The following is a 17,494-nucleotide window of genomic DNA, read 5'->3' as shown; positions in this document are numbered from 1 at the left end:
ATGATAAGTAACTTAAGAACTATGGCCCTGACCTTTCTGCACATTTTCAGAAAACGCGAAACTATTCAATATCCTGAAGAAAAGATAAAATTACATCCCCGCTGGCGGGGCCGGATTGTTTTAACGCGCGATCCGGATATGGGCGAACGCTGCGTTGGATGCTATTTATGTGCTGCGGCCTGTCCCGTAGATTGCATTTCTCTTCAATCCGCCGAAGATGAGAACGGGAGGCGTTATCCTGAATTTTTTCGTATCAATTTCTCAAGGTGCATCTTTTGCGGTTACTGTGAAGAGGCATGTCCTACCTACGCTATTCAGCTTATTCCGGATTTTGAAATGGCAGAATACACCCGGCAAAACCTGGTTTATGAAAAGGAAGATTTACTGATTGACAGTGAAGGGAAATATCCAGGCTATAATTACTATAAGGTCGCCGGCTTGTCAGCTGGCATAAAAGGAAAAGGTGAAGGAGATAATGAAGAAGCCCCGGTAGACATACATAGTTTATTACCCTGAAAAATGGATACTATCTTTTACATAACTGCAGCAGTAAGCGTATTTGCCACCCTAATGGTTATTACCCGGCATAATCCGGTACATGCATTACTGTATTTAATTGTTTCATTGCTGTCCTTATCCGTGATATTTTATTTACTGGGAGCTCCGTTTGCGGCATTACTTGAAATTATTATTTATGCCGGAGCCATTATGGTACTTTTCATATTTGTAATTATGCTGCTCAATCTGGGTAAAGAAACAGCAAAACAGGAGAAAGAATGGTTAAAACCAAGAATATGGGTTGGACCGGCATTTTTATCATTGATCGTTTTTGCTGAATTATTTTACCTGATCTATACCTCAGTTCCCGAAACTAACTCTGCCATTCAGACAGTTGATTCAAAAATGGTGGCTGTATCCCTATTTAAGCCCTATATCCTGGCAGTAGAACTTGCAGCCATGTTATTGATGGCAGGAGTGGTGGGCGCTGCTCATATTGGCCAGCATAAAAAAAGCAACTTACATCGTTTTTTAAAAGAAACTGACGATCTATGAATACAACTATTCCTCCGGAAACGGTCATGCTACTTGCAGCTTTACTCTTTGTTTTGGGTATAGCCGGTGTTATTATCCGGAAGAATATCATTTTCATGCTACTTTCAGTGGAGATTATGCTGAATTCCGCAGGGCTTGCTTTTATTATCGCCGGAGCCAAATGGGCACAGCCTGATGGGCAGATAATGTTCATTTTCATTTTGGCTATGGCCGCTGCCGAAGTTTCAATTGGTTTAGCTTTAATCCTACAGATATATCACCAGCATAAATCAATGGATATCGATCGCTTAAAAGAGATGAATGGATAGTAATTCTTTAAAAAGAATAATATGAATAACCTGTTATGGCTTATCCCTGTACTTCCACTGCTTGGGTTTTTGATACTTTCCCTTGCGGGAAAAAGTTTATCTAAAACTTCTATAGCGTTGATAGGTGTCGGGAGTGTTAGCCTTTCGGCCCTTATCACTATCCTTATTGGATTAAACTTTTTAAATGATCCTCCCGCTGCAGGGTTTATTTCTCAAACGCTTTATACCTGGATTGAAATCGGAAATTTTAAACCGGAAATCACTTTTCTTCTGGATCCGCTCTCCCTTGTTTTTGTTTTTGTGATCACTTTTATCGGGGCGCTTATCCATGTTTATTCTGCCGGATTTATGAAAGGTGATAAAGACTATTCACGGTTCTTTGCATCTATGAACCTGTTTGTTTTTTCAATGCTGGTGTTAGTTCTTGCAGATAACCTATTGCTGCTTTACCTGGGTTGGGAAGGCGTTGGACTTTGCAGTTATTTACTGATCGGTTTTTGGTATGAAAATCCACAAAACGGGTATGCCGCCCGCAAAGCATTTATTATGACGCGTATTGGTGATACAGCCATGGCGATTGCTTTGTTTATGATTTTTTCCTGGTTCGCTTCCTTGCAGATTTCTGATATACTACTAAAAGCTCCTCAACTGTTTCAGCAGGGTGACACAACAATTACCATAATAGCTCTCTTACTTCTTGCGGGCGGTATTGGCAAGTCTGCCCAGTTACCACTGCAAAACTGGCTGCCAGATGCCATGGCCGGCCCCTCGCCAGTAAGCGCGCTGATCCATGCTGCAACTATGGTTACGGCAGGCGTTTATCTGATCGCCAGGATGAATGTAATTTTTGAGCTTGCTCCAATTGCCCAAATGACGGTCGCTATTATCGGTGCAGCAACCTTACTTATTGCCGGATTCAGTGCATGCACTCAATATGATATTAAGCGGGTTTTAGCTTATTCTACCATCAGCCAAATCGGATATATGTTTCTTGCCTTAGGCTTGGGAGCATGGACAGCGGCTATATTTCATTTTATGATCCATGCGTTTTTTAAGGCTCTGCTCTTTCTTGCGGCCGGAGCAATTATAGAAACTCTACATCATGAACATAATATGTTTAAAATGGGTGGGCTTAAAAATAAGATGCCAGTCATTTTCTGGACCTTCCTCATTGGCTCGGCTTCCCTGGCCGCCCTGCCATTAATAAGCGCAGGGTTTTATAGTAAAGATCCTATTCTCTGGTATGCCTGGTCTGCAGAAAAAGGCAATATGATTTTTTGGGCAATTGCATTACTTGGCGCATTTATAACTGCTGCATATACCTGCCGGATGGTAATTGTAACATTTTGGGGTTCGTCTAAAACAGAAATAGGACACATGCCTGGCTCCTTAATGACCACACCTCTCCTGGTATTAGCTTTCTTTTCAGTTGTGGCCGGCTTTATTGAACTACCGCATAATTTTGGCCACTTTACTTTGTTCTCAGATTTTCTACATCCTGTTTTACCAGAAGTAACAATGGGTAATGAGACCTGGCCGGAATGGATCTTTCAATTAATGGCTTCACTCGCTACCTTCGGGGGAATTTATATTTCCTACCAACTCTATTCTAAAAACCCAGCACTAATCCTCAGGCTGAAACAATCATCCCTGGCTACTGCACTTTACCAATTTTGGTTTTTAGGCTGGGGATTCGACCGGCTTTATGATATACTTTTCGTAAAACCTCTGACTTATCTATCGAATATCAATAAAAATGATATTGTTGATCAAATCTACTCAGGTATTAGTTTTATATCAATAAAACTATACAGACTATTATCATACACCCAATCCGGATCATTAAGGTGGTACGCTATGGGGCTTTTATTGGGCGCGATTATAATTTTAACCATACAAATAGTAACATGATACTCGTTTGGCTCATCGGAATTTTAATGGGTGGAGGTATAGCGGCCCTGCTTTTAGGGCAGGGGAACAGAGGCCTCCCAAGATGGATATCTCTTTTTACAGTGCTGGCAGGCTTTTTAGCGGTTATTTACATCTGGATAGACCAATATCCTATAACACAATTTCCCCATAAATGGCTAATACAATATCGGTCTGACTGGATCCCAAATTTCGGGATCACTTTCCATTTAGCTATTGACGGACTTAGCCTGTTATTACTGGTCTTAACCTTCTTTATAGGGCTGTTAGCAGTCGTATGCTCCTGGACAGAAGTTAAGGAGAGAGAAGGGTTTTATTATTTTAACCTGTTATGGATCTTGGCCGGAATTTGTGGTGTATTTATGGCTCTTGATCTTTTTCTATTCTATTTCTTTTGGGAAGTTATGTTAATTCCCATGTATTTCCTGATCGGGATCTGGGGAAGTGAAAACAGAGTATATGCGGCTTACAAGTTCTTTATTTTTACTCAGGCCAGCGGACTCCTCATGTTACTTTCTATCCTCGGATTGTATTTTATTCATGCCAATAATACTGGCATTTACACATTCAATTACCTGGACTTATTGGGGACTTCTATTCCTGAAAACATACAATACTGGCTCATGCTGGGATTCTTAATCGCCTTTGTTGTAAAACTGCCCATCGTTCCATTTCATTCCTGGCTTCCTGATGCACATGCCGAAGCTCCGACAGCCGGAAGCTTAATCCTTGCAGGGCTGCTGCTTAAGACCGGGGCATACGGCATTCTGCGTTTTGTTCTGCCCCTTTTTCCATCCGCTTCAGAGCAATTTGCTCCGATAGCTATGCTTTTAGGAGTTGTTGGAATAATATACGGAGCAATACTGGCCTTTTCTCAGACAGACCTGAAGCGATTGGTAGCTTATACCAGTGTAAGCCATATGGGCTTCGTAATGCTGGGAATTTTCGCCCTTAATGAACTGGCTTTGCAGGGGGTAGTTATGCAGCTGTTAACCCATGGCATCAGCACCGGAGCCTTGTTTATCATGGCTGGCATGCTTAAAGAGCGGCTTCACACAAGGGATATTGATCAAATGGGCGGACTTTGGAAACATATGCCGCAAATGGGCGCGATGGGGATGATTTTTGCCATGGCATCATTGGGCCTCCCTGGACTTGGGAATTTCATCGCTGAATTCCTGATATTATTGGGAGCTTTCGAAGCTAATCCATGGCTGACCATCTGTGCTGCACTTGGACTTATATTTTCTGCTATCTACTCTTTACGGATACTACAGAAGGTATTTCTTGGATCCTATCAAAAAGACACGCCTGTTCAGGACCTGGTTTGGAGAGAAACTACTATCCTGGCATCACTTATAATTTCAATTCTATGGCTCGGGGTATTTCCGCAACCAGTAATTAATACGGTGAAACCGACGGTCATATTCATAGAGAAGATCTTCCATGATCAGGGTATAGCGCAGGCTTATCTAGACAGGAATATTATAAAACCACAGGTGATATCCAAACAGAAAAAAGGGACATATGTCAGGAAATGATTTTTTTGCACTACTTCCATTATTAGTACTTGCCGGCTCTTCGGTATTGATCATGCTTTTGATAGCAATCAGGCTTAGTCACCGTATAATTCAACGGAGCAGCTCCTTTTTATTTCTAATCGCCTTTCTTTCTATTTTTTATATTCAAAAAGTTTTTCCTTATTCTTTAGAACCTCTGCTAATCGTTGATGGATTTTCAGCGTTTATAATGGGCCTGATCATTTTTTCAAGTATCGTGGTCAATATCCTTTCCTATATTTATTTTGAAGAAAAAGAAGAGAGTCCTAAGGAATATTACGTGCTGCTTTTCCTGTGCACACTCGGGGCCTGCGTCATGGCTGTAAGTAAACATTTTGTGTCGCTATTTCTGGGTCTTGAAATTCTTACTGTGGGATTATATGCCTTGATGGCTTATTTGAGAGGCCGGAATAAAAGTATTGAGGCCGGAATAAAATATTTGGTTCTCGCAGCATTTTCCTCCGCCTTTCTTTTATTTGGGATGGCTCTCATTTACCTCGAGACAGGCAGTATGGAATTCACACAAATAGCAAAAAACCTGGACACAATTCAAATCCCATCCACACTATTTATCACTGGCTTGGGAATGATGCTTGTAGGGGTTGGTTTTAAACTCGCTGTAGTTCCCTTTCATATGTGGGCTGCCGATGTTTACCAGGGAGCTCCTGTGCCTATAACAGCATTCATTGCTACCGCTTCTAAAGCAGGGGTATTTGCAGTGCTTTTGCGATTTTTCAACGAAATAGATGCGTTCAGGTATAACCAGGTTTTATGGACTGTAACATTCATTACAATAGCCACTTTAATTGTCGGAAATCTCCTTGCACTACAACAGAAAAATGTAAAGCGCATTCTCGCCTACTCTTCCATCGCACATTTGGGATATTTGCTGGTCGCTTTTATTCCGGGCAACACGTTGAGTTTGTATGCAGTCAGCTTTTATCTGCTAGCCTATTTTATCTGCACGTTAACAGCTTTCGGTGTTATTACTTTATTATCAAATAAAGTTGGCGATGCTGAGGATATAGACACTTATAAAGCCTTATTCTGGCAAAACCCCTTACTCGCTTTTATCTTCAGCGTCTCTTTGATTTCCCTGGCAGGGATTCCCCTGACGGCTGGATTTATTGGGAAATTCTATATTCTTTTAGCGGCTTTACAATCTGGTTTTTGGCTGATTGCGCTTATACTGGTCATCACTAGTGTTTTTGGATTATACTATTATCTCCGCATCATTACAGTTATGTTTTCGGGAAATAAAATCAAAGTAGCAAAAGATGTAAACCCCAATCCTATTTTTTATGCGACAAGCCTTATCACATTATTTATATTGACTTTACTTACTATCGGAATTGGAGTTTTTCCTGCGGGAATAATGCGGCTCATTGAACATTTGATCAGGTGAGTAAAAGCTCCTGGTATATGATTATTCGTAGCTTTTAATTTTTTTCGCAATACCGGATTAATGCTTATCTTCCATAAAAAAACAGATCCATGTATTCAACTTATATTATTCTTTTTATTGCCGTAGTTATTCTCTTCAGTTCTTTTGTAACTGTAAGGCAGGGCACCATCGGAGTCATCACTATATTCGGAAAATACCGCAGGCTGCTAACCCCCGGACTAAGCCTCAAAATCCCTTTAATTGAGGTTATCCATTCCAGGGTATCAATTCAAAACCGTTCTGTAGAGCTGGAATTTCAAGCCGTCACGGTAGACCAGGCAAACGTATATTTTAAATCCATGGTGCTTTACTCGGTTAACAATCCGGATGAAGAGACCATTAAGAATGTAGCTTTTAAATTCATTAATGAGCAGAATTTTATGCAGGCGCTCATCCGTACCATCGAAGGAACGATCCGGTCTTTTGTTGCCAGTAAAAAACAATCCGAAGTTTTAAGTCTCCGTAAAGATATTGTAGATCACGTTAAGGACCAGATCGATGCCGTCCTTGAAAGCTGGGGCTATCATCTGCAGGATCTTCAGATCAATGATATCACGTTTGATGAAGTCATTCTTACATCGATGAGCCGTGTTGTTGCCTCAAATAATCTGAAAGCTGCCGCTGAAAATGAAGGCCAGGCCTTATTGATCACTAAAACGAAAGCAGCGGAAGCCGATGGTAATGCGATTAAGATCGCAGCAAATGCAGAACGTGAGGCGGCACAACTAAGAGGTCAGGGAATAGCTTTATTCAGGGAAGAAGTAGCAAAAGGTATGACCCATGCTGCAAAGGAGATGCAGACTGCTGATCTTGATACATCTGTGATCCTGTTTACGATGTGGACAGAGGCCATTAAACATTTTGCTGAAAACGGACAAGGTAATGTGATATTCCTTGACGGCTCTTCCGATGGTATGAAGCGTACAATGGAACAGATGATGAGTATAAACATTATGGAAACCGAGAATAAAAAGAAATCTTAAGGGTAATACTAAAGATTGGATTCAATTAATCTTCTATTATCCACTGAGTTCGGTATAAGGAAGGGTAAAAAATACGGTTATAATTGATCCCATAAGGCTCTGGAGCCGCAATAATTGATTTTTGAAAGCAATACCTGTGTGTTATAGGTTAGTTCAGCCCTTTCTTCCGGAGTATTTCCGGCAAGAAATCTCATTCTATTTCAGATTACCAATAGCCGGAAGATACCTCCTTCGGCAAGGTTTATTTTACCCGGATCTATTTTTCATCGGGAAGGGCAGCCCGGTAAAAGGACCATTTGCCATTTCAAATAAACCCGTGGCAGCTCTAGATTTTTTGCAATACCGAATTTCATGATATCCATTAAATCTGCTGCAAAAAACTAGGGCAGAACACGGGTAAGAAGGACCGAAGAGAAACAGACCCTGCTTTCTAAAACAATAGAAAATCCGTCAATCTAAATTTACCCCAGAATCATTTTATATCGAACTTACGTTAAACTAAATATTTACCCAGGCATGATAACCGGGGCTTCCTTATTTAATCTTAATGTAATCTGCCATTATCTGCAGACCTTCATCGCGAATAAAATCAACATCATCTTTAGGTCTGGCTTCACCCTTTTTCAGGGGCGGAAGTCCTTTGGCAGCACGACGCTGGTTCTCTCTTAACAAAACCTTTGCTTCCTGATCATCGCGTTCTTTCTTCAGCTGTACTTCGTTCAGGGTTATTGTAGTTTCAGCCTCACGTTTAGCAAATTCTGCTATATCCTGCTGCAGATTCTGATAACCCAGAGATGTTTTCATACGTTCATTATGCAGGACGAGTAATTTGCGCTTCACATCGTCAAGGTTGGTAACTAGTGAATACTTACTTGGAGCGATGGTATCCCATGGAAGTGCCCGCGGCTCAGAACTTTCGCCATACTTATCTTTAGGGAATACTGTTGGAAATTCGATATCAGGAACTACGCCCTTATGTTGGGTTGTACTGCCATTAACCCTATAGAACTTCGCCATGGTTAAATTGATCTGCCCGAATTCAGGTGCATTGGCACCTACTCCAACAGCTGCTCCTGACTTATTACCGGCAGTCTGCGCAGCTTTAAGCATTAATTTATCAGCAGTACCAATAACCCTTCCCATATCTATTCCCTGCTGAACAGTTCCTTTACCATAAGATTGATTACCAATGATAATTCCACGTCCATAATCCTGAATGGCGCCTGCAAAGATTTCAGATGCCGAAGCACTGAACCGATCCTGTAAAACCCCTAATGGACCTGTCCAGGCTATACCAGGATCTTCGTCTTCTTCAATTTCAACATTATTTCTTCTGTCGCGCACCTGTACTATAGGTCCTGATTTTATAAATAAACCACTGAGACTAATAGCTTCGGGAAGAGATCCACCTCCATTGCTTCTCAGGTCAATCACTACGGCATCCACATTTTCCCGCTTTAAGGTATCAAGCAGAAGCTTCACATCGCGGGTAGTGCTTTTATAATTAGGATCCCTTGCCTGCATAGCTTTAAAATCAGCATAGAAAGCCGGAATCTGGATAATACCGATTTTATAAGATTTACCATCTTGTGTCACGGTTTTTATAGTTCTCTTTGCCGACTGATCTTCAAGCACAACCTTATCACGAACCAGTTCAACTATTTTAGGAGTAGCTGATAACTCCTGACCTGCCGGGATCACTTTCAAACGGACAATTGTTCCCTTAGGACCTTTAATTTTCGTTACTGTAACATCCAGACGCCAGCCGATCACATCTACAAATTCGCCATCCTTACCCTGGGCAACCGCCACAATACGATCATTCACTTCAAGTGTTTTAGCTTTAAAAGCTGGTCCGCCGGGAATAATTTCGGCAATCTTAACCACCTCATTTTCAAGCTGTAATCTTGCACCTATACCCTCGAAAGTCCGGGCAAGATCTTCATTGAATTCCTGTGCCCTGTTCGGTACAAAATAATTGGTATGCGGATCGACCGTTCCGGTAAAGGCGTTCATGAAGATCCCGAAGACATCCTGGTTATTAAACTTTGTAGATTGAGAAACCAGATTCTCATACCGTTTTTTCAATGTCTCCTTAATTTTTGATTCATCAGTACCGGTAACCTTCAGGTTGAGCATCTCATATTTAACACGCTTCGACCAGAGGTTATTTGATTCCGCTTCAGATTTAAGCCATGGAAGCTTCTCACGGTCGTAGGTATAACTTTCATTACTTGTAAAATCGAACTTCTTATCAATTTCCTTTAGGGCAAAGGCCACACGATCATTGTATCTTTTCTGATAAACATTAAAGATGTAAAAAGGTACACTCAGATCACCGGAACGCAGATCATCATCCATAGTCAAACGATATTTTTCAAAATCAGCAATATCGCTTTGCAGAAAATAGCTTTTCCCGTTATCCAGTGCTTTTATATACTCATCAAAAACAATTGACGAAAAAGTATCATCCACTACTACTTTCTGATAGTGAAAATTTTCCAGGAGCTCTACCAGCGACTTTGCCACAACAGATTGTTGAAGCTCAGGTTTCAGATCACTATCTGAAACAATTATACTAATCCTCGGGTCGGCCTGACAGGCTAAAGCTGATACAATAAATAAGGCCAGACATAATCTCTTTAACATCTCTTTAACTGATTTTAACTTCATTTCAGAATATACGGTATCTAATTTGGTACCAAAAATTAAATATAATTACGGAAAACCCCGAAAAGAGGGTTAATTCATGTAACATGTTTATGTATTTTATATTATCGGATCATAATATACTTAAAAAATGGAATCAGCCAATAAAATACACTTTTCTCATTATTGGATTGTTCTCAAAAATGTCTCTTTCATGACTTTAAACTCCGAAAAAGCAGAACTTGCAGCACCAGAGTTTCCGAGTTTGCTATAAACATCAGCCAGGTCGCTTTTTAATTCTATCAACTTATTGGTATACCTGTTTTTTACCGACAATTGCTCTGCCTCCTTATAATCCATTAGTGCTAGCTGATAATCACCTATTGACATTTTGACATGTGCAAGGTTAATAAGTGAGTTTACAATTTCTAAAGGGTCATTTATCTTTCTGGCCAACATATTTGATTGAATATAAAACCATTTCGCTTGTGTAAATTTTTTCTGCTGATGATAGGTATCAGCAAGCTGATCATAACAGCGGATTGTGCCAATCTTATCTTTCAAACCATAATAATACAAGGGCAAAGCCTTTCTAAGCACGAGCGATTCGGCTTCAGTAAAATTTTTCTGACTTGTAAGGATCTCAGCATGATCCATATAGGTTTCTGCAAGAAATCTGTTATTTTTTGCATTCAGGTCAATCAATAATATAACCTCATTGTACTTTAAGGCCTCGCTTAGATTTCCTCTGTATCTGTTTATTCGCTGTAATGTTAAATAATTATTTCTGACAGCAACATTATTTTTGATTTCCAGATTCAAAACTATTGCTTCATTTAATAATCTAACCGCATCATCCATCCTTCCATTTAAGGCATGACTCACCGCATAAGAATTCAGTACTCCTGCCTCGGCATTCCGATCCCCCAGATTTCTGGAAAGAAAAAGAAGCTGATCGTACGCACTCAGGGAATCTGATTTCAGGCTTCCATTATAAACCCCTGCTGATGTGGGAAATACATAGGAGATATTATCGGATGCCTTTAACTGCTCACGGAACTGAAGTGTATTGAGGTGTTCTTTTATAGCCTGGATGCCAGAAGAGGATCCTTGTTTTGTAAGCTCCCGATTCAGGGAATCAGACTTTGAAACTTTGGAAACAATGCTCCAGTAAGGTAAGGCACTAATCCCTTCATCCCATCCAACAAATCCTGCGATACCCCTGTTTACAGAAATACTCAATAAGAGCAATGATAATAAAATTGACCTGAGACTCATTTAAAATTGCCTGCTTATGGTTTTGAAAGAATAAAACTCCCAATCCCCGGACATAATATATTGGTTATCAATCTCAAACGTACAAAGATTTTTAAAATTACATGCTATCAGGAAAAAACCGATAGACCGCCATCATAAGCCGCCCATACCATATAGGGGTGTGAATCGCAATGGTATAGTTCTCCATTTGCCGAAATACCAATTATTCCGGCAAAACCATCGCTAAGTTTAAGTTCCTGAAATGATTTTTGCGAAGCGGCTTCGAGACTCATACCATCACTAACCCGCGTTACTATTTTAACCGCAAGGCCAGCACTTACAATATCTTCACCGACACCTGTACAAGATATGCCTGCAAATGGATTGGCAAAATTCCCTGCTGCAGTGGCAGAGTCACTAACCCGGCCAGGAATCTCAAAGCCCTTACCTCCTGTTGAAGTGGCAGCTGCAATATTCCCCTTGCTATCTAAAGCCACACATCCGACGGTTCCAAGACCAAGGGATGCATTTAGTTTTCTTTCATATTCTTCCCTGCGTTGCTGAGTTTCAGTACTAAAATATCCAAAGCCATTGGATCTGGCAAAATCAAGCGCACCACTACCACTTAGAACCCGGTCATCAACTGACATTAACTTTTCTGCAATTAGTATCGGATTCCTGACATCCGCAATATTTATTACTCCCGAAAATTTCCCACTGCTTCCATCCATTAAACCTGCACTAAGTCTGATCTTTCCATCACTCTGGATCTGCGAACCGATACCCGCATTAAAAAGCTCACAATCTTCGAGAAGTGAAACCGCAAAAACTGAGGTTTCCAATGCAGAATGGGAATTTAAATAGTCGTACGACTCCTTTACAATATCAGAAAGGGCTTGTTGTTTGGCTAGTTTAATTTCAGAATTTGTACGGGATTCGCTAAAAAATCCACCGTGAATAATTAATTTATGATTCATTAATTATCCTCATTTTTAACTTTCAAAAATACCCCTTCTTCCACCTTTATTGTTTTTTGAATGGTTAGTTCATGCTTTTCAAGATCATATTTATCAAATATAGACATCACATGTACCTTCAAGCCACCAATCGAAACCGGCGAACCTATCTCCACTTCATAAATACTCGTCTCACTAATAAAACGGCCATCAACTAAAATTGTCAGACCTGAGCCAATTGCTTCCAAACAATTTCCTTCAGTGATTAATAATCCGGCATCCTCACCGAGCCCGATACCCAGCATCCCCGGATTACTGGCTACAGCATAAAATAAACGGCCTATCCTGCCGCGTTGTACAAAATGAGTATCAACGATTACCGAGTCAATAAAACCTAATCCGGCGGTAATCTGGACTTCCCCTTTGATCAATGCCTCACTGCTGCTACCGCGATAGATCATATTGGTAGATGCCGCAGCTGCTCCGGCAGATGTGCCGGCAATCAGAAAATTATCCTCATGATAACGCTTTTTCAACAAGTGCAGAAAAGGAGTACCTCCAAATATGGAGCTCAAACGCAGTTGGTATCCACCGGTAAACATCACCACATCTGCTTTTGCAATGCGTTCCAGATATTCAGGGATCATGGCATCAGTCCTGGATCGGATATCCATTACATTGACATTATTAACCTGAAGCTGTTTGAATGAATTAATATACTCCTCACCCACTATTTCGGGTATTTTCGATGCCGTAGTAATTACTTCTACAACAGAATTTTCAGCTTTAGCTGATTCCCTGATAATCCGCTTGAGAATCCCCAGTTCAAAGAATTTTACATAATGCGGGTGGCTGATGTTTTCATTATAATTTAGTGAACTTCCCAGATCAACCGCACCGCCAATTATAAGAAGTTTGCCCTTTGGAACCATAGTAGATATTAAGATTTTGTTACTTCAAAATCAAATATATATTACCAGCATTATAAGTTTAGACATTACTTACTAAACTTTTCAACATATGAGATAAGATATTGCCAAAAAAAATATCAATAATCAAACATTCCGCATGAATTTATCGGCTTAAAATTTAATAATTTAGCAAAACTTTATATCTTGTTAATGGTTTAATTCGCGTTAAACCCTAACAAGAATCCCAATTAAAATGCAATCATATTTTAACCAATTAAACAATTCCGATTGCAGGATTTAATACTGGCTTTTGCCTGATAATATAAATTTGTAAATCTGTTTCATACAGATAATCATTAGATTGATAAACATCTAAAAAGACCTGTATGAATATGCCAAATGCATTTGGCATAAATTTAGCGAATGCACCCCGAAGGATTGTTCTTGAAGGGTAATACCTAACCATTAAAAACTAAAAATAATTTATGAAAATATTGGGCATACAGGTTTTGAAGGGACCGAATATTTGGTCTACAAATCGTAAAAAATTGATCCAGATGCGTCTTGATCTTGAGGACCTGGAGCAGAGACCGACCAATAAAATTGATGGATTCAGGGAAAGAATTGAAAAACTGATGCCGAGTTTATATAATCACCGCTGTTCACCAGGGTATGAAGGAGGATTTTTTGAGCGGGTAGATGAGGGTACCTGGCTGGGTCATGTTATCGAGCATATAGCCCTTGAACTGCAATCATTAGCAGGAATGGAAACCGGCTTTGGGCGTACACGCGAGACAAAAACTCCGGGAATATATAATGTAGTGTTCAGCTATATTGAAGAAACTGTAGGTGTCTATGCTGCCGAAGCATCTGTCAGCATTGCGGAGAAATTAATTGCCGGCGAAGATTATGATATCGAAAATGATGTCATGACAATGAAAAAAATGCGGGAACGTGAGCGTTTTGGTCCAAGTACTGCTTCAATTGTTGAGGAGGCTGTAGCAAGAAAAATCCCTTTTATTCGTCTTAATAAAAGTTCCCTTGTCCAGTTAGGATACGGTGTAAATCAGGTTCGATTCAGGGCTACAATGACCGATAAAACCAGCAGTATCGCAGTTGACCTGGCCGGCAACAAAGATGAAACCAAGCGTATTTTACAGGAACAGGCTATTCCCGTTGCCAAGGGTTTAACCATATCTACAGATGAGGATCTGGAAATTGCCCTCGATAAAATCGGATTTCCACTGGTGTTTAAACCTTTGAATGGAAATCATGGAAAAGGAGCAACTATAAATGTAAAAACCAGAGAAGAGGCTGTTGCAGCCTTTGCTTATGCACAGAAATATTCATACCGGGTAATCGTTGAACGATTTATTACAGGCCATGATTTCAGGGTTTTAGTGATAGATAATCGTATGGTGGCGGCTGCTCAACGAGTTCCGGCACATATTGTAGGCGATGGTGTAAATACGGTAAATAAATTAATAGATATTGAAAACACCGATCCACGTCGTGGCTATGGACATGAAAATGTTCTTACTGAGATCGGCATTGACCGCGACACCCTCGACCTGCTGGATAAAAAAGGTTATACATTAGATACAATCCCAAAAAAATCTGAGATTGTGTACTTAAAATCTACGGCAAATCTGAGTACAGGAGGTACTTCCATTGATGTTACAGACATGGTACATCCGCAAAATGTATTTATGTGCGAACGAATAGCCCGGGTTATTGGCCTGGATATTTGCGGAATTGATATTATGGCCAATAATTTAACTGAGCTCCTCACTGAAAATGGAGGAGTTGTACTTGAGGTAAATGCTGCTCCGGGCTTCCGAATGCACCTTGCTCCAAGTGAAGGCCTTCCTAGAAATGTTGCTGCTCCGGTAATAGATATGCTTTATCCTCCGGGCAAGTCAGCTCGCATACCAATCATTGCTGTTACTGGTACAAATGGTAAAACCACAACTACCCGGCTTATCGCACATATTGTAAAAAATAATGGGTACAGAGTTGGTTTTACTACCTCCGACGGGGTATATATTCAGAATTCCATGTTACTAAAGGGGGATACAACAGGCCCGATTAGCGCTGAATTTGTGCTGAAAGATCCAACAGTTGAATTTGCTGTGCTGGAAACCGCCAGGGGAGGAATTTTAAGATCGGGTCTTGGTTTTGGACATTGCGACATTGCCGTTATCACCAATATTCAGGAAGATCATCTGGGGATTTCAGATATTCATACACTTGATGACCTTGCACGCGTTAAAGCGGTTGTTTTAAACTCAGTAAAAAATGATGGCTGGGCTATTTTAAATGCAGACAACAAACATTGTGTTAAAATAGCGAAAGATGTTCGCTGCAATGTGGCTTATTTTTCACTGGATGAAAAAAATCCGGTTATAAAAGATCATTGCCAAAAGGGCGGGGTAGCTGCAATTTATGAAAACGGCTTTATTACAATCAAAAAAGGCGACTGGAAAATAAGAATAGAGAAGGTGACGCATGTACCCATTACTTTTAATGGCACTGTAAGTTTCATGACACAGAATGTACTGGCAGCAAGTCTTGCGACATTCGTGTGGGGTTTTAAAATTGAAGATATCCGTCTATCTCTTGAAACATTTATTCCATCTGTAGCACAGACACCTGGCCGGATGAATATTTTCGAATTGAAGGATTGTAAAATAATGGTTGACTTTGCCCATAATCCTGACGGATTGAGAGGTATCAAGGATTTTCTCTCTACTCTGGATATTAAACGTAGCACAGGAATTATTTCAGGTACCGGCGACAGGCGGGATGAGGATCTTAAGGAAATTGGACGGATTTCAGCCCAAATGTTCGACGACGTGATCATCTGTCAGGAGAAGTACCTTAGAGGCCGAAGCAGAGAAGAAATGATTTCATTACTGGTAGACGGCCTGAAAGAAGTGAAGCCTGAGATTGATATACAGATCATTAATAAAAGTAAAGAAGCCTTTGATTATGCAGTGAAGAATATACAATCAGGGTCTTTCATTACGATAATAGGCGATTCGATAACCGATGCAGTCGGTTTGGTTCAGAACTTTCAGGACGAAGAGATGGGTCTATAAACCTATCTGAAATGATCAGATTGAACTAATATTTTGAATTGATGGCAACAATACCTCCTCTGGCAGAAAGAATGCGCCCGACAACACTCGATGATTATGTCGGGCAAAAGCATTTGGTTGGAAAGGGTGCGATTTTACGCCTCGCCATCGAAAGTGGTATGCTACCTTCACTGATTCTTTGGGGGCCGCCGGGTGTAGGGAAGACTACTTTGGCCTTAATTATTTCTAAACAATTAAATCGTCCATTTTTTAGTCTGAGTGCAATAAATTCGGGGGTAAAAGATATTCGGGATGTAATTGAACAGGCGTCCCGTTTAAAGGATGAAAATGAAAATCTGCCCATACTTTTCATTGACGAGATTCACCGTTTTTCAAAATCCCAGCAGGATTCATTGCTCGGTGCAGTGGAACGGGGCCTTGTTACTTTAATTGGTGCGACGACTGAAAACCCGTCATTTGAGGTCATTTCAGCGCTTTTATCCAGAAGCCAGGTTTATATTCTGCAAAACCTTTCGGAAGAGGATCTGGTAGAATTATTGAATAAAGCAATCAAAGAAGACAGCTATCTGAAAGATAGAAAGATCAGTATCAAAGAACATGAAGCCCTCCTCCGCCTTTCTGGTGGCGATGCACGGAAGCTCCTGAATGTACTGGAACTCGTAGTTAATGCTGTGAATCAGCAGGATGTGAACATCACCAATGAGCTGGTACTAAAACATGTCCAGCAAAATATGGCTATTTATGATAAAGCCGGAGAGCAACATTATGATATTATATCTGCTTTCATTAAATCCATCCGCGGAAGCGATCCAAATGCAGCCGTTTACTGGCTGGCACGTATGATCGCCGGAGGTGAGGATCCTTCATTTATTGCCCGTCGTTTGCTCATACTGGCATCTGAAGATATCGGAAATGCGAATCCAAATGCGCTGCTACTGGCCAATAATTGTTTTCAGGCCGTTAATGTAATCGGCTGGCCCGAGTCAAGGATCATTCTCTCACAAACCGTTACTTATCTGGCCTCTTCTCCAAAAAGTAATGCCAGCTATGAGGCAATTAGTAAAGCTCAGGAACTTGTGGCGAGAAGCGGCGACCAGTCGGTGCCACTGCACTTACGAAATGCACCAACCAAACTCATGAAAAATATAGGTTATGGCAAAGAATACGAATATTCACATGCCTATAAGGACAACTTTTCTGCCCAGGAATATCTTCCCGAAAATCTCAGCGGTACGCTGCTATATGATCCGGGTAAAAATGCGGCTGAAGAAAAACTTCGGGAACGTCTAAGATTCCTGTGGAAGGATAAGTATAAATATTAGGTTTGTATTATTTTATTTAATT

General features: G+C 40.6%; 14 protein-coding genes. 9 read left to right on the top strand and 5 right to left on the bottom strand.

Annotation, left to right across the window (positions count from 1 at the left end):
• The 7 genes from nuoI (at position 1) to Q8M41_RS05250 (ending at position 7,276) form a co-directional block, all read left to right on the top strand.
• Positions 1-516, top strand: a complete 516-nt coding sequence (gene nuoI / locus Q8M41_RS05280; protein ID WP_305364207.1) for an NADH-quinone oxidoreductase subunit NuoI — start codon at positions 1-3, stop codon at positions 514-516.
• A gap of 3 nt (positions 517-519) precedes the next feature.
• Complete coding sequence (nuoJ, locus tag Q8M41_RS05275) at positions 520-1,053, top strand: NADH-quinone oxidoreductase subunit J (protein WP_305364206.1); 534 nt, start codon at positions 520-522, stop codon at positions 1,051-1,053.
• On the top strand, positions 1,050-1,361 hold the full coding sequence (gene nuoK, locus Q8M41_RS05270; protein WP_305364205.1) for an NADH-quinone oxidoreductase subunit NuoK: 312 nt from the start codon (positions 1,050-1,052) through the stop codon (positions 1,359-1,361). Before nuoJ ends, nuoK begins: the two co-directional genes overlap by 4 nt.
• A gap of 21 nt (positions 1,362-1,382) precedes the next feature.
• Complete coding sequence (gene nuoL, locus Q8M41_RS05265) at positions 1,383-3,272, top strand: NADH-quinone oxidoreductase subunit L (RefSeq protein WP_305364204.1); 1,890 nt, start codon at positions 1,383-1,385, stop codon at positions 3,270-3,272.
• Positions 3,269-4,831 (top strand): NADH-quinone oxidoreductase subunit M, encoded by a 1,563-nt coding sequence (gene nuoM, locus Q8M41_RS05260; protein ID WP_305364203.1) that lies wholly within the window; start codon positions 3,269-3,271, stop codon positions 4,829-4,831. Before nuoL ends, nuoM begins: the two co-directional genes overlap by 4 nt.
• Positions 4,818-6,254: an NADH-quinone oxidoreductase subunit N gene (locus Q8M41_RS05255; protein WP_305364202.1), complete on the top strand. Its 1,437-nt coding sequence runs from the start codon at positions 4,818-4,820 to the stop codon at positions 6,252-6,254. Before nuoM ends, Q8M41_RS05255 begins: the two co-directional genes overlap by 14 nt.
• 89 nt (positions 6,255-6,343) lie before the next feature.
• The gene (locus Q8M41_RS05250) at positions 6,344-7,276 is read left to right on the top strand and encodes an SPFH domain-containing protein (RefSeq protein ID WP_305364201.1); all 933 of its coding nucleotides are present in this window, start codon (positions 6,344-6,346) and stop codon (positions 7,274-7,276) included.
• Between the two features lie 534 nt (positions 7,277-7,810).
• Here the strand turns inward: Q8M41_RS05250 and Q8M41_RS05245 are convergent.
• From Q8M41_RS05245 to Q8M41_RS05225, 5 genes are all read right to left on the bottom strand, one after another.
• Positions 7,811-9,949, bottom strand: coding sequence for a carboxy terminal-processing peptidase (locus tag Q8M41_RS05245; protein ID WP_305364200.1), 2,139 nt, complete (start codon positions 9,947-9,949; stop codon positions 7,811-7,813).
• Positions 9,950-10,108: 159 nt separating this feature from the next.
• Complete coding sequence (locus Q8M41_RS05240; RefSeq protein ID WP_305364199.1) at positions 10,109-11,203, bottom strand: lipopolysaccharide assembly protein LapB; 1,095 nt, start codon at positions 11,201-11,203, stop codon at positions 10,109-10,111.
• Positions 11,204-11,310: 107 nt separating this feature from the next.
• Positions 11,311-12,159 (bottom strand): isoaspartyl peptidase/L-asparaginase, encoded by an 849-nt coding sequence (locus Q8M41_RS05235; RefSeq protein WP_305364198.1) that lies wholly within the window; start codon positions 12,157-12,159, stop codon positions 11,311-11,313.
• Positions 12,159-13,070 carry a cyanophycinase gene (locus tag Q8M41_RS05230; RefSeq protein ID WP_305364197.1) on the bottom strand — a complete coding sequence of 304 codons (912 nt, stop codon included), beginning with the start codon at positions 13,068-13,070 and terminating at the stop codon, positions 12,159-12,161. Before Q8M41_RS05230 ends, Q8M41_RS05235 begins: the two co-directional genes overlap by 1 nt.
• A 253-nt stretch (positions 13,071-13,323) precedes the next feature.
• Positions 13,324-13,515 carry a hypothetical protein gene (locus Q8M41_RS05225; RefSeq protein ID WP_305364196.1) on the bottom strand — a complete coding sequence of 64 codons (192 nt, stop codon included), beginning with the start codon at positions 13,513-13,515 and terminating at the stop codon, positions 13,324-13,326.
• 19 nt (positions 13,516-13,534) lie between these two features.
• Between Q8M41_RS05225 and cphA the strand changes: the two genes are divergently transcribed.
• Both cphA and Q8M41_RS05215 read left to right on the top strand, forming a co-directional pair.
• Positions 13,535-16,150 carry a cyanophycin synthetase gene (cphA, locus tag Q8M41_RS05220; protein WP_305364195.1) on the top strand — a complete coding sequence of 872 codons (2,616 nt, stop codon included), beginning with the start codon at positions 13,535-13,537 and terminating at the stop codon, positions 16,148-16,150.
• 41 nt (positions 16,151-16,191) lie between these two features.
• Positions 16,192-17,472 (top strand): replication-associated recombination protein A, encoded by a 1,281-nt coding sequence (locus Q8M41_RS05215; protein WP_305364194.1) that lies wholly within the window; start codon positions 16,192-16,194, stop codon positions 17,470-17,472.
• Positions 17,473-17,494 lie beyond the last annotated feature (22 nt).

The organism is Daejeonella sp. (assembly GCF_030684675.1).
In the GTDB taxonomy this organism is placed as follows: domain Bacteria; phylum Bacteroidota; class Bacteroidia; order Sphingobacteriales; family Sphingobacteriaceae; genus Daejeonella.
Note: the sequence above shows the minus strand (reverse complement) of the source record. Positions and strands in the feature narration are given on the sequence as shown.